The organism is Pseudomonas sp. S49, from assembly GCF_009866785.1.
Classification (GTDB): domain Bacteria; phylum Pseudomonadota; class Gammaproteobacteria; order Pseudomonadales; family Pseudomonadaceae; genus Aquipseudomonas.
In genome coordinates, this window is record NZ_CP019432.1 from 3,947,416 (window position 1) to 3,962,884 (window position 15,469).

2 protein-coding genes (1 of these 2 cut by a window edge) are annotated in these 15,469 nt (G+C 63.3%); both read right to left on the minus strand.

The genetic code is table 11. The features are described 5' to 3' along the window. Positions 1-8,755: the 5' portion of a non-ribosomal peptide synthetase gene (locus tag PspS49_RS17330; protein WP_160040709.1), read on the minus strand. Its footprint begins 4,262 nt before the window's first position; 8,755 of the gene's 13,017 nt are visible here — the first part of the coding sequence; its start codon is at positions 8,753-8,755; the stop codon falls past the left edge of the window. Positions 8,756-9,012: 257 nt separating this feature from the next. Then, positions 9,013-15,423, minus strand: coding sequence for a non-ribosomal peptide synthetase (locus tag PspS49_RS17335; RefSeq protein ID WP_160040711.1), 6,411 nt, complete (start codon positions 15,421-15,423; stop codon positions 9,013-9,015). Positions 15,424-15,469: the final 46 nt, after the last annotated feature.

Consider the following 15,469-nt stretch of genomic DNA (forward strand, 5'->3'; position numbering starts at 1 on the left):
ATTCCAGCAACTCGTCGAGGTGCTCGTTGCTCACCGTTTGCGGTGGCAGATGCAGGGTCGCGCCGACACACAGTGCCGGCCAGACCTCCCACGCCATCGCATCAAAACCGAATCCGGCGACGCTCGATGTGTGGCTGCCGGCGCGCAAGTCGAAGGCCTCGCAGTGCCAGTGCACAAGGTTCTCCAGCGTCGCGTGTTCGACCATTACACCTTTCGGCTGGCCGGTGGAGCCGGAGGTGTAGATCACATAGGCAAGATGCGCCGGGGTCAGCGCCGGCAGTTGCGGATTGCTCTCGGACAACTGCTGCCAAGTGGGATTGTCCAGATCAATCAGCGGCACGGCGCCGAGCAAATCGGCCGTCGCAGCCTGCGCCAGCACCGCCATCGGCGCGCTGTCCTGCAACAGATAGGCGATGCGTTCCGCCGGATACGCCGGATCGACCGGCACATAACCGGCGCCGGCCTTGAGGATCGCCAGCAACGCGACGAGCATGTCCGGGCCACGGCGCAGACACACGGCGATACGGTCATCGGGCTGCACGCCGAGCCCGAGCAAGTGATGGGCCAGGCGATTGGCGCGCTGATTGAGCTGAGCGTAGGTCAGATGCTGATCGCCCTGCAGCACGGCCAGTGCCTCCGGCTGCTGCTCGGCCTGAGCCTCGACCATCCGCTGAATCGTCGTGCCACGCGGGTAGGCTGCTGAGTGCTGGTTGAAGCCGACCAGCAAGTGCTCGTATTCCGCCACCGAAAGCACCGGCAAACGGTTGAGCGGGCGTTGCGGTGCTTCTTCCAGTGCGGTCACCAGATGTTCCAGTGCGGTGTGCATGTAACTGCAGATCCGCTGTGCACCAATCTCGGCGAGCGCCAGCACGTCGAGGACAAACCCTTCGCCCAGATCATCCACCGACAGGGTCAGCGGATAATTGCTGCGTTCCTCGCCGCCGAGCATGCGCACGCCCTGCCAGATACCCTGGCCGTCGCGCGGCTGTTGTGCGGCGGCGCTGTGCCGGTAGTTGAGCAAGGCGCTGAACAGCGGCGCGGAACCGGCCATGCCAGTGCATCGTTGAGCCAGCGCCAGTGATGCGTGTTCATGACCCAAAAGCGCTGTCAGCCGCGCATGAGTAGTTTTCACCCCGGCGCGCACGCCTTCAGCTAGATCAACCCGCAACGGCAAGGTGTTGATGAACACCCCCAGCGTGCGGTCGGCACCCTCGCCGCCCTGCATGCGCCCCATCAACACGGTGCCGAAGACCACGTCGCGGCGTCCGGAGACCACACCCAGCACCTGCGCCCAGGCCATGTGCATCAGGCTCGCCGGGCTGACGCCCAACTGCCGCGCCTGTTCGCGCAGGCGCAGATTGAGCGCCGCATCGACCGGTTGCAACGCTTCTTCGATGCCACGTCCATCGCCCTGCACATCCTGCAGACCGAAGGGCAAGGTCGGCTCGTCGATATCGCCAAGCATCTCGCGGAAGAACACTTCGTGCGCCTGCTCATCGGCGCCCAAGCGGGCCTGCGCCACGTAATTGCGGTAAGGCATCGGCGGCGTCAGCGTGTCGAGCTGATCGAACATCAATGCGTGCATTTCCCGACCGATCACGTCCATGGCGGTGTGGTCGAGAATCGAGTGATGGAACAGCACAATGGCGATGACTTGCTGTTGCGCCGGATCCTCGGCGTAGACCATGCGGATCAGCGGTGCCTGATTCAAGTCGAGGCGGAAATGCCGCGCATTGAAACGCGCCTGCAACTGCTCGAGGATGTCGCCGTCACGGCCCTCCAGAGGCACCTGTTGCACGACCATCTGTGCCTCGCGCCAGACTACCTGCTGCGGATTGGGCAAGCCTTCCCAAACCACGCTGGTACGCAGAATGTCGTGGCGGGCGATGACCTGCTGCAAGTGCGCGGCAAAGGTCTGTAAACGTTCGAGGCTGTCGAACGCCAGACGCGATTGCAGCAGATACGGATCGCCCTGCTCGGCGCTCAGATGGTGATAAAGAATGCCTTCCTGCAACGGTGCCAGCGGATAGATATCCTGCACATTCGCAGCACCGCCCGGCACCGTGGCAACAATACGATCAATGCTGGCTTGATCCAGTGTTGTCAGGGTCAGCATGTCCGGGGTGATGTGCGTGCAATCGGCCGCAATCAGATTGGCCGGCACTGCGATTTCCCTGCCACTGCCCAAGGCACGCGCCAGCGCGGCCAGACTCGGCTGGTTGAACAGCGCCCGTACATCGGCGTTCAGACCGGCCTGACGCATGCGTTCGATCAGGCTCACCGCCAACAGCGAATGGCCGCCGAGTTCGAAGAAGTTGTCGTGACGGCCGATCTGTTCGATGTTCAGCACGTCGGCCCAGATCTGTGCCAACGCGATCTCGACCGGGCCTTGTGGCGCTTCATATTCACGGCTGAGCCACGCGTCCTGATCCGGTTCGGGCAAGGCCTTGCGGTCGAGTTTGCCGTGAGCCGTGAGCGGCAGGCTGTCCAGTCGCACATAGGCGGCCGGCACCAAAGTGTCCGGCAGTCGCGCTTGCAGGTGGCGGTGCAAGTCGCCGATCTCGACCTGCTCGATGTCAGTGAACCACGCAACCAGACGCCCGTCGCGCACCAGTACCACGCATTCGCGGACCGCGTCATGAGCGCTCAACGCGGCTTCGATTTCGCCGAGTTCAATGCGTACACCCCGTAGTTTCACCTGATCGTCGTTGCGCCCCAGGTATTCGATATTGCCGTCGTCCAGCCAGCGCGCGAGGTCGCCGGTGCGGTACATGCGTGCGTGCGGCTCGTCGCTGAACGGGTCGTCGAGGAACTGCGCAGCGGTCAGCTCCGGACGATTCAGATAACCCCGTGCAACCCCGGCGCCGCCGACATACAACTCGCCTTGCACACCGGTCGGCACTGGCTGCTGCTGGCGGTCCAGCAGATAAATCCGCGCATTGGCGATCGGCCGGCCGATGTGCAAAAGCCGCCCGGGCTCGATGCGCCCGGACGTCGCCACCACCGTGGCTTCGGTCGGGCCGTAGTTGTTGATCACATCGAACGTCTGATCTCGCGGGAACTGGCGCAATTTATCGCCACCGATCAGCAATGTGCGCAGGGTCGGATGGCCCAATTCACGACTGAAGGCATATTCGGCCACCGGGGTCGGCAGAAAGCTCACCTGCAACGGCTGCGCGCGCCACCACTCGAGCAGTTCGTCGAGGTGTTCATTGCCGATCGCGGACGGTGGCAGATGCACGGTCGCGCCGACGCACAACGCCGGCCAGACTTCCCAGGCCATGGCATCGAAACCGCAACCGGCGACGCTGGCGGTGTGGCTGCCGGCGTGCAGATCAAAGGCTTCGGCGTGCCAGTGCACGAGGTTTTCCAGAGTGCGGTGCTCGACCATCACGCCTTTCGGCTGCCCGGTAGAACCCGAGGTGTAAATCACGTAGGCCAGATTCGCCGGGGTCAACTTCGGCAGTTGCGGATTGTGCTCAGGCAAGTGCCGCCAGTCGTTGGTGCCCAGATCGATCACGGGGACAGCGCCGAGCAGGTCGCGCGTCGAGGCCTGCGCCAGCACCGCGATCGGGTCGCTGTCCTGCAACAGGTAGGCGATGCGTTCTGCCGGGTAATCAGGATCAATCGGCACATAACCCGCGCCGGCCTTGAGAATTGCCAGCAGTGCGACAAGCATGTCCGGGCCGCGACGCAGGCACAGCGCGACGCGGTCGTCGACTTGAACGCCGAGGCCAATCAAGTGATGGGCGAGACGATTGGCGCGCTGATTCAGTTCGCGGTAGCTGAGCTGTTGCTCGCCCTGCACCACCGCCAGCGCCTCGGGATGCGCCGCCACTTGTGCTTCGAAAAGGCGCGGCACAGTCTGTGCGGGAGGATATTCACGACCGCTGATGTTGAAACCGACCAGCACCCGTTGCCGCTCGCCCGGCGACACGATCGTCAGTTGCTGCAACGGCGCCTGCGGTGTGTACTCCAGCGCCGTGACCAGACTGTGCAAGGCGGTTTGCAAGTAGTCGCAGACCCGTGCGCCATCCACCTGCGGCACCGCTTGCACGCTCAAGCGGAAACCTTCGCCAAGGTCGTCGACACTGACCACCAGCGGATAATTGCTGCGCTCGCGCGAGCTGAGAATCTGCACGCCGTCCCACATGACAGCCGCCGATTGCGGCGCACTGTGGCGGTAGTTGAGCAAAGTGCTGAACAGCGTTTGCGAACCAGCGACACCACTGCAACGCTGGGCCAGCGCCAGCGAGGCTTGCTCATGGCCGAGCAACTGCGCCAGGCGCGCATGGGCGGCACGCACGCCGCTCTCTACCGAATCCGTACCGACGCTGACGCGCAACGGCAAGGTGTTGATGAACATGCCCAACGCCCGATCCGCGCCCTCTCCACCTTGCATGCGTCCGAGCAATACGGTGCCGAACACCACGTCTTGCTGGCCGGAAACCTGCGCCAAGACCTGAGCCCAGGCCTGATGTACCAGACTCGCGACGCTGACACCCAGCCGCCGTGCCTGCTCACGCAGACGCTGGCCAAGGCTGGCGTCCAGCTCGGAATGACTGTCGAGGATCGCGCTGCCGTCGCCGTGCACGTCCTGCAAACCGAAGGCCACGGTGGGTTCGTCAATGTCAGCAAGCATCTCGCGGAAGAAGACTTCATGAGCCTGATCATCGGCACCGAGCCGCGCCTGCGCGACGAAATTACGGTACTGCACCGGCGGCGGCAGGTCGCTGCTGCGGCCGAGCATGACGTCGTTCATTTCCGCGACCAGCACTTCCAGCGCGGTGTGATCGAGGACGATATGGTGCAGCAGGAGAATGCCGATCCAGCGGTTGTGCGGCTGATCTTCGGTGTAGACAAAGCGCATCAGCGGCGCGCGATTGAGGTCGAGACGATAGTGGCGCGGATCGAAACGCGCCTGCATCTGCTCGAGCACGTCGCCGTCGAGTTCGTCGGCATCGACGCGTTCCAGCGCCAGTGGCGCTTCACGACAGACCACCTGTACGGCTTCTTCGAGCCCCTCCCAGACGATGCCGGTGCGCAGAATGTCATGGCGTTTGATCACGCCGTTCAAGGCACGAACAAAGTCTTTGATCTGCGCCAGACCGTCGAAGGCAAATTGCGCCTGCAACACATACGGATCACCGGCGCTGGTGGCCAGATGGTGATAGAGAATCCCCGCCTGCAACGGCGCCAGAGCATAGATATCCTGCACATTGGCGATGCCACCCGACACAGTTGCAACGACACGGTCGATCGCTGCTTGATCGAGATTGGCCAGCGGCAGCATCGCCGGAGTAATGCGCGTGCAACCCGGTTCGATCAGGTTGTCGGGAACGACGATGACGCGTTCGCTGCTCAGGGTCGCCGCCAGCGCGGCCACGCTCGGCTGACCGAACAGTACGCGCACGTCACAGTGCAGATCCTGTTGGCGCATGCGTTCGATCAGCTTCACTGCCAACAGCGAATGACCACCGAGTTCGAAGAAGTTGTCATGGCGACCGACCTGCTCGACACCGAGTAACGTCTGCCAGAGTCCGGCAATCAGGTTTTCCACGGCACCAACCGGCGCTTCGAAACCACGCCGGGCGAATGCATCGCTGTCCGGTGCCGGCAAGGCTTTGCGGTCGAGCTTGCCATTGGTGGTCAGCGGCAAAGCGTCCAGACGCACGAAGGCGCTCGGCACCATGTAGTCAGCCAACACTGCCAACAGATGATCACGCAATTGCGCCACATCCGGCGCCGCACCTTCGTCGGCCAGCCAGTACGCGACCAGACGCTGATCGCCGGGGCTGTCTTCGCGAGCGATCACCACAGCTTCGCGCACGCCTTCGCAGGTAGACAGGCGCGCCTCGATCTCGCCCAGTTCGATGCGGAAACCGCGAATCTTCACCTGATCGTCGTTACGCCCCAGGTATTCGAGGCTGCCGTCCGCCGCCCAACGCGCAAGGTCGCCGGTTTTATACAAGCGCGCACCGGCGTTTTCGCCAAACGGATCATTGATAAAACGCTCGGCCGTCAGTGCTTCGCGATTCAGATAACCGCGTGCCACCCCGGCCCCGCCGACGTACAACTCGCCAATCACGCCGACCGGAACCGGTTCGTACTGAGCGTCGAGGACATACAGTTGCAGGTCGGGAATGCGCACGCCAATCGGGCTGACGCCAAGCAACTGCGCGTCGGCGGCCTGCAACGGCCGATATGTCACGTGCACCGTGGTTTCGGTGATGCCGTACATATTCACCAGCCGTGTTCCGGCATTGCCGACCCGCGCATACCACGGTTTGAGCAAGCCCGGCTCCAGCGCTTCGCCGCCGAAAACCACTTCCCGCAAGGAATGCTGCAAGGTGCTGCGGCCCTGGGCGGCGATCAGTTGGCGGAATGCGCTCGGCGTCTGGTTGAGCACGGTGACGCCGGTTTCGCACAGCAGCGCATAGCAGTCGTCCGGCGAGCGGCTGACGGCTTGCGGGATCAACAGCAGTTGCCCGCCGAACGCCAGCGCGGCCCAGATTTCCCAGACCGAGAAGTCGAACGCGAAGGAATGGAACAGCACCCCGATGTCTTGCTGGTTGAACTGGAACCAGTCATGGGTGGCAGAAAACAGCCGCGCCACGTTGCGGTGCTCGACCATCACGCCTTTGGGCAGACCGGTGGAGCCGGAGGTGTAGATCACGTACGCCAGATGCGCCGCCGTCAGCTCGGGAATCTGCGGATTGCTCTCGAGTTCGGCCTTGAGGTGAGCGCTGTCGAGGTCGATCTGCGGCACCTCGAGAGCGGCCACACGATCGCGGGTCGCCGCCTGCATCAGCACCGCCGCCGGGGCGCTGTCCTGCAAGGTGAAACTGATTCTGTCCAACGGATAGGCCGGATCGATCGGCACGTAACCGGCGCCGGCCTTGAGAACACCGAGCAGGCCGATGATCATTTGCGGGCCGCGCTCAACGCAGATGGCGACACGGTCATCGGGGCGGATGTTCAGCGCCAGTAAATGATGGGCGACCTGATTGGCGCGACGATTGAGTTCGCCGTAGCTGAGCGTCTGCCCTTCAAAGATCAACGCCGTGGCGTCAGGTCGGGCCTGCGCATGGGCTTCGAATTGCTGGTGGATCAGCGTGGTTACAGGGAACTGCGCCAGCGGCAAATTGCTGCCGTGCAGCAGGTGTTCGCGTTCGCTGGCGGGAAGGATTGTCAGCTCTTGCAGCGCCACATCAGCGGTGGATTGCAGGGACGCCGCCAGACTTTCCAGCGCCGTGTTCAGGTACGCGGCCATGCGCTCGGCGCCGAGCGCTACATCCGCCAGCGCGGTGATGCGCAAGTCTGCGCCGAGGTCATCGATGTTGATCGTCAGCGGGTAGTTGGTGCGCTCACGCGCGCCGAGCACCTGCACACCGGGGGCAATGTCGACCACGTCCGCGACTTCTTCGACGCTGCTGTGCCGGTAGTTGAGAATCGCGCTGAACAGGGGCGTCGGCACGGCCACTGCGCTGCAACGTTGGGCCAAGGCCAGCGAGGATTGCTCGTGCGCCAGCAGCGCGGTCAGGCGCCGGTGGGTTGCCAGCACGCCGGCACGCACACTTTGCGCGCCGACATCAACGCGCAGCGGCAAGGTGTTGATGAACATCCCTAACGCCTGTTCACCGCCCTCGCCCGCGTCCATCCGCCCCAGCAGCACCGTGCCAAATACTACTGCCGTGCGCCCGGACAATTGCCCCAAAACACGTGCCAGCGCCAGATGCGTCAGGCTCGCAACGCTCACGCCGAGCTGCCGCGCCTGCTCGCGCAAATTCTGGCTCAAGCGGCTGTCGAGCATCAACGAAGACTCCTCGATGGCGTGGCCGTCACCCTGCACATCCTGCAAACCACACGGCAGTGTCGGCTCGTCAATGTCGGCGAGCATTTCGCGGAAAAATGCTTCCTGCGCCTGCTCGTTACCGGCACCGCGTGCCTTGGCCAAGTGATCGCGATACGGCACCGCCGCTGGCACTTGCGCAGTCTGCCCGAGCAGGCAGGCCTGAACTTCCCGGCGCAGCACATCCAGCGCCACGTGATCCATGATCATGTGATGAAACAGCAACAGCGCAACGACACGGCCCTGCGCAGGATCCTGCGCATAGACCATGCGCAGCAGTGGCGCTTGCTGCATGTCGAGGCGGAAGTGCTGCGGGTCGTGGCGTTCGAGCAGTTGCGTGAGCACGTCTCGGTCGCTGTCGACGGTAATTGCCTGACACACCAGCGGCGCCTCGCGCCAGACCACTTGCACCGCCTCGTCGAGGTACTCCCAGACAAATGAGGTGCGCAAAATATCGTGGCGCTTGACCACCCAGCGCAGCGCCTCGGCGAAGGCGTCCAGCCGTTCCTGGCTGTCGAACACGAAGCGCGCCTGCGAGATGTAAGGGTCACCGGCAGCGGCCGAGAGGTGGTGATAGAGCATGCCCTCCTGCAACGCGGACAACGGATAGATGTCCTGCACGTTGGCGGCGCCACCGGGCACCGTGGCGACGATGCGGTCAAGCGCGTCCTGATTCAGCATCACCAGCGGCAGCATGTCCGGAGTGATGCGAAACGCAGGGCTCAGCCAGTCGCCGCCATGTTCGGCGACCAGTTCCAGCAGTTGCGCCTTGTGCGCCGCGAGGCTGTCCCACAACGCGTCATCCAGCGCGTCGTCGCTGCCCAGAATGACCAGGTCTTCATCTTCCTGTTGAAGGCGGATCGCATGGGTGGAAATAACAGCCATCAGTTCGCTGAAATGCATGAGGTAACCTGCTGTAAATGCGGAAAAAAGGAGCGCGCAGCAGCGAGTCCGTGCACGCGGCGCGCAGCCTGGAAAAACTAAAACATCGGGGCGTGGCTGTCTGACATGGGAAGCGGGGACAAGCCGCCGGCTTGAGCACCGCAAGCCCCCTGTGGGAGCGAGCCTGCTCGCGAAAGCGGTGGGTCAGTCGACATCATCATTGACTGAACCAACGCTTTCGCGAGCAGGCTCGCTCCCACAGGGTTTGTGTCCGAGGATCAGAGACGGCGCTTGCGATTGAGGCTCGGGATGGTGGTCTGGGCGATCTCGACCTGCCTGGCCTGTCTCGAGGTCTGTGCCGCCAGCGCGGCCAGTGTCGGCTGGCTGAACAGCGTGCGCGCATCGACATGCAAACCGGCCAGACGCATGCGCGCGACCAGACTCACCGCCAACAGCGAATGCCCGCCCAGCTCGAAGAAGTTGTCGTGCCGCCCCACCTGCTCGACGTTGAGCACCTGCGCCCAGATCTGCGCCAAGGCTGTTTCCACGTCACCTTCGGGTGCCTCGTAAGGACGACTGAGCAGCGCCTCCGCTCCCGGCTCCGGCAACGCCTTGCGATCGATTTTGTCGTTGGGCGTCAAAGGCAACGCCGCCAGCATCACGTAGGCACCGGGCACCATAAACTCCGGCAACCGCGCCAACACATGCGCGCGCAACGCTTCCAGCGTGGGCGCAGTGACCTCGGCCCGTACGCTGTAATAAGCCACCAGCCGCTCATCGCGCACCAGCACCACCGCTTCACGGAGGGCCGGGTGTTCAAGCAAGCGCGCCTCAATCTCGCCCAGCTCAAGACGCACCCCGCGCAGCTTGACCTGAAAGTCATTGCGACCGAGAAACTCGAGATTGCCGTCAGCGCCATACCGCACCAGATCACCGGTGCGATACAAGCGATCACCGGCCACGAACGGACTGTCGATAAAGCGTTCGGCCTGCAATTGCGGCAGGCCCAGATAGCCGCGCGCCACGCCCACTCCACCAATGTGCAAATGCCCGCACACGCCAAACGGCACCGGCTGATCGCAGGCATCGAGCACATACAGGCGCGTGTTGCTCAGCGCCTTGCCGATCGGCACCAGTGTCGGCGGCACCGGCTCGCCGGGCTCCAGGGTCCAGCCGCTGCTGTCGACCGTGGTTTCGGTCGGCCCGTAGACGTTGTGCAGGCGCACCCACGGCAGGCGCTCGCGCACTTGCCGAGCCAGCGCAACGGTCAACTCGCCGCCACCGTTGAGCACGTCGGTGAGGCTGGTGCACTGGCTGACATCATCCTGTTCGATGAACTGCTGCAACAACGCCGGCACGAACTTCACCACAGTGATGTTCTGTTCGCGGATCACTTGCGTCACATAAGCCGAATCGCGATTGCCATCGGCCCGCGCCAGCACCAGACGCATGCCCGAGCACAGCGGCCAGAAGATCTCCCACACCGAACTGTCGAAACTGTACGGGGCCTTTTGCAGCAGCGCCCCGTGTTCAGTCGGCGGTGACAACTGCGAACCCCAGTGCACCATGTTGCAGGCGCTGCGGTGCTCGATCATCACGCCCTTCGGCGTACCGGTGGAGCCGGAGGTGTAAATCATGTAGGCCAGATTCGTCGCGCCGAGATCCGGCACCTGCGGATTGTCGTGTGGCTGGTCCTGCCAGGTGCCGAGGTCGAGATCGAGCAGCGGCAGGCCGGGGTCGCCGAGCAGATCACGCGTTGCGGCATGCACCAGCAGCGCGATCGGTGCGCTGTCCTGCAACATGTAGTTGAGGCGTTGCGCCGGATAATCGGGATCGAGCGGCACATAAGCACCGCCCGCCTTGAGAATGCCCAGCAGACTGATCACCAGTTCCGGCCCGCGCTCGACGCAGATCGCGACCCGCGAATCCGGTTGTACGCCGAGCCCACGCAGATGATGGGCCAGGCGGTTGGCCTGCTCGTTCAGCTCGCGATAGGTCAGGCGCTGTTCGGCGAATTGCACGGCGATGGCATCCGGCTTGCGCTGCACCTGTTGTTCAAACAGCGCCTGAAGTGGCTGGTCCATCGGGCAGTCGACGGCGGTGGCGTTGAACTCGATCAGCAACCGTTGCAGTTCTTCCGGTGGTAACAACGGCAGGCTATTCAGCGGCCGCTGCGGCGTGGTCTCCAGCGCTTCGACCAAACCGTTCAGCGCCGACTGCACATAACTGCAAATCCGTTGCGCGCCGATGGTCGACAAGGTTCGGGTGGTCAGGCGCAAGCCCGTGCCGAGGTCATCGACACTCAGGGTAAACGGGTAATTGGTGCGTTCCTCGTTGGCCAGAGTCTCGATGCCCTGCCAGGTTTGCCGGGAGGTTTTTTGCTCGACGTCATCGCTGTGCCGATAGTTGAGCAAGGCGCTGAACAGCGGCGCCGGCGCAGCGACGCCACTGCAACGCTGAGCCAGCGCCAAAGAGGCGTGCTCATGGGCGAGCAACGCTGTCAGGCGGGCATGCGTGGACTTCACCGCCGCGCGTGCGCCTTCGCCGACATCGACCCGCAGCGGCAAGGTGTTGATGAACACCCCCAGCGCCCGGTCGGCCCCCGCGCCGCCCTGCATGCGCCCCATCAACACCGTGCCGAACACCACGCTTGGCTGGCCGGATGTCGCCGCCAACACTTGCGCCCAGGCGAGGTGGATCAGGCTGGCGACACTCACGCCGGCCAGACGCGCCTGCTGCTGCAAGCGCTGATAGAGACCGCTGGCCAGGGTTTGCTCGGCTTCTTCGATGTTGCTGCCGTCGCCCTGCACATTCTGCAAAGCGAACGGCAAGGTCGGCTCATCGATGTCAGCGAGCATCTGGCGGAAAAACGCTTCATGCTCCTGTTCACTGACACCCAATCGCGTCTGCGCCACGTAGTTGCGATACGGTACTGGCGGCGCCAGCGTCTCCGAGTGCCCGGACAGGCTGGCGTGAATTTCTTCGCGCATCGCTTCCAGCGCGATGTGATCCATCGCCAGGTGATGGAACAGCAGGATGCCAACCACCCGGTTGTGCGCAGGATCACGGGCATACATCAGGCGCAGCAGCGGTGCCTGACTGACGTCGAGGCGATAGCGCCGTGCGTCGAAACGCTGGTGCAATTGATCGATGATCTCGCCGTGGGCAGGATCCAGTTCGACCTCCTGCACCGGCAGAATTGCCTCGCGCCACACCACTTGAACCGGTGACGTCAGCCCTTCCCAGACCACCGCCGTACGCAGGATGTCGTGCCGCGCCATGACCTGACGCAGCGCAGCGGCGAAGGCCTCGACCCGTTCAAGACTGTCGAACGCCAGCAGTGATTGCAGCAGATACGGATCGCCCTGCGCGGCGGTGATGTGGTGATAGAGAATGCCTTCCTGCAACGGCGCCAACGGATAGATGTCCTGCACATTGGCGGCACCGCCCGGCACGGTGGCGACGATACGCTCGATCATTGGCTGATCCAGTTGCACCAGCGGCAGCAGCTCAGGCGTGATGTGCGTGCAGTCGACAGGAATGCGATTGGCCGGCACCTCGACTTCGCGGCCGCTGCCCTCCGCTGCAGCCAGCGCCGCCAGTGTTGGCTGGCTGAACAGCACGCGAACATCGCTACTCATGCCGATCTGGCGCATGCGTTCGATCAAGCCCACAGCCAGCAACGAGTGCCCGCCCAGCTCAAAGAAGTGGTCGTGACGCCCTACCCGTTCGACTTGCAAGACCTCGGCCCAGATCTGCGCCAAAGCGATTTCGACGTCACCTCGCGGCGCCTCGTACTGACGACGGATCAACGCTTCCGGCCCCGGCGCCGGCAAGGCCTGGCGATCGAGCTTGCCGTTGGCCGTCAGCGGCAGCGTCGCCAGGCGGATGTAGGCGGCCGGCAGCATCGCGGCTGGCAAACGCGATGTCAGGTGCGCGTGCAAGTGCAGGATGTCCAGCGTTTCGCGCTCGGTAAACCACGCCAACAGTTGGCCGTCACGCACCAGCACCACGGCTTCCTGCACCGCAGCATGGCTGGCGAGTGCCGCTTCGATTTCGCCCAGTTCGACACGCACACCGCGGACTTTCACCTGGTCATCGTTGCGACCGATGTACTCAAGATTGCCGTCGGCGCGCCAACGGGCGAGATCGCCGGTGCGATACATACGCGCATCCGGCTGTGCACTGAACGGGTCGTCAAGAAAGCGTTCGGCGGTCAGCTCCGGGCGATTCAGATAACCCCGGGTAACCCCGGCGCCGCCGACATACAGCTCGCCGATGATGCCGATCGGCACCGGGCGCTGCTGATCATCGAGCAGGTAAGCCGTGGCATTGCTCACGGGTTTGCCAATGTGCAACGCCTGCCCTGGAGTGATCAGCCCCGAGGTAGCAACCACCGTGGCCTCGGTCGGCCCGTAATTGTTGACCACCGCAAAACCCTGCGCGCGGTTGAACTGGCGCAGGCGATCACCGCCGATCAGCAAGGTGCGCAAGGTCGGGTGATCCAGTTGTTTGCTGAAGGCATATTCGGCAATCGGCGTTGGCAGAAAGCTGACGTCCAGCGGCTGGGCACGCCACCAGTCGAGCAGCGCGTCGATGTCTTCGCTGCCTTCGCTCGCGGGTGACAAATGCAGCGTCGCTCCGGCACTCAGCGCCGGCCAGACCTCCCACGCCATCGCGTCAAAACCGAAGCCGGCGAGGCTCGAAGTGTGCTGCCCGGAGCTGAGCCCGAATGCCTCGCAGTGCCAGTCGAGCAGATTGCCCAGCGTACGGTGCTCGACCATGACGCCTTTGGGCAACCCGGTTGAGCCGGAGGTGTAAATCACATACGCGAGGTTGCTCGTGTTCAGCTCCGGCACGTCGGGATCGGTCAAGTTGTCGAGCGACCATTCGCGCCGATCAAGCTCGATCACTGGCAGCGCTGTGGCGGGCAAGCGATCACGCAGATCGCTTTGCGTCAGCAACGCCACCGGAGCGCTGTCGCTGAGCAGATAACTCAGGCGCTCGGGCGGATGCGCCGGGTCGATCGGGACATAAGCGGCGCCAGCCTTGAGAATCGCCAGCAGCCCGACCAGCGTCTCCAGGCCTCTGCGGGCAACGATCGCAACCCGGTCATCGGGCCGTACGCCGAGGCCCAGCAGATGATGAGCCAACGCATTGGCTTGCCGGTTCAGTTCGGCATAACTCAGGGTTCGTCCCTGATACGTCGCGACCACGGCGTCCGGTTGTTCGGCCACTCGGGATACGAATCGCTGATGAATCAGTGGGCCTTGCGGATAACTGACGCGGGTGTTGTTCCACTCATCGAGCAGGGCCAGTTCTGCCGGGCTATTGAGGTTGAAATCGGCGATCGCGAGTTCCGGGCATTCCAGACCCTGCTCCAGTATCAGCAACAAGCGCTCGGTGAACGACGCGATCTCGTCAGCCGTGAAATAGGCCGGCGAGTACACCAGATGCAACCAGGCCTTGTCGGTGTAACGGTTGCTGCGCAGGTGAATGGCCAGCGGAGTCGCCTCGTGCTGGTTGGAGACCTTGACCGAGTGTCCCGACGCCTCACCGTAGCGATAATCATGGTCGTCCTGTTCGTAGGACACCGACAGCTCGAACAGTTGCGAGCGGTCTTCACGCAATAGGCCGAGCGCGCGGTTCATCTCGCTCAGCGGGTAGCGTTGATGACGAAAATCCTGCTTCAGACCATCGCCGATTGCCTTGATCAATTCAGCGAATGACATCGCTCGACCGAAGCCCATGCGCATTGCACTGACCTGGGTGAACAAGCCCAAAGTGCTTTTGAAGCGGGCGCCGGAGCGATTGAGAATCGGCAAGCCGACCACCCACTCGTCACGCTGGGCGGTGCGACTGAAATACACATGCAGCGCCGCCAGCAAGACATGAAAGGCCGAGCCACCGAATCGTAGCGCGCAGTCTTTCATGCGCTCGTGCAGCACGGCAGGAAAAGCCTCGACGTGGATGCGGCTTGGCGCCGATTCAGCGTCGAGGGATTCGTGATGGCGGGACGTCAACAAGGGCTCGGGAAGGCTACGGTACTTGTCCAGCCAGTAGCGTCGATTGCGTTCATAGCGGAGTGACTGATGGTAGCGCGCGTCATCTTCGATAAAGCCGACATAGGACGGTGCCGCCCTGCGCGGGCGCTCGCCACGGCACAACGCGCTGTAGATCTCGCCCACCGACTTGAACAGCAGCGCGAACGCCCAGCCATCGATGATCAAGTGATGGGCCTGGGCTGCCAACCAGTGGCGATGGCGATCGAGGCGAATCAGACAGAAGCGGAACAACGCTTGCCCGCTCAATACAAAGGGCAGCGCCATCTGCGCTTCGACCAGCGCCCGCGCCGCCGACTGTGGGTCAGGGTGGCCACTGCAGTCATACAGCGGCATGGCCACGGGCAGCGCCTGGGCAAAACCTTGCAACGGCAGCCCGTCGCGACCAACGTCCGCTCGCAGAACAATGCGCAAGGCATCATTGGCTTCAACCAGAGATTCAAGCGCCGATTGCAGCAATGCCGGATCCAGCGGCCCGCTCAGTTCGACGTAACCGCCAATGTTATACAGCGGCGAATCTCCGCGGCTCAGTTGGTCCAGCCAGATATCCCGTTGAGCGGCAGTCAGCGGGAATGTCTCGACAGGCACGGACAGATCGTCCGCCACGTTGGCAGAAGTAGGCTGCATAAGATCCTTCTCATGTAATTTTGCCGGTATTCAAGCATCGGCCCCC

Excerpts from the sequence above, each read along its gene's own strand:
- PspS49_RS17335 (WP_160040711.1), bottom strand. The coding sequence starts at position 15,423 with ATGCAGCCTACTTCTGCCAACGTGGCGGACGATCTGTCCGTGCCTGTC.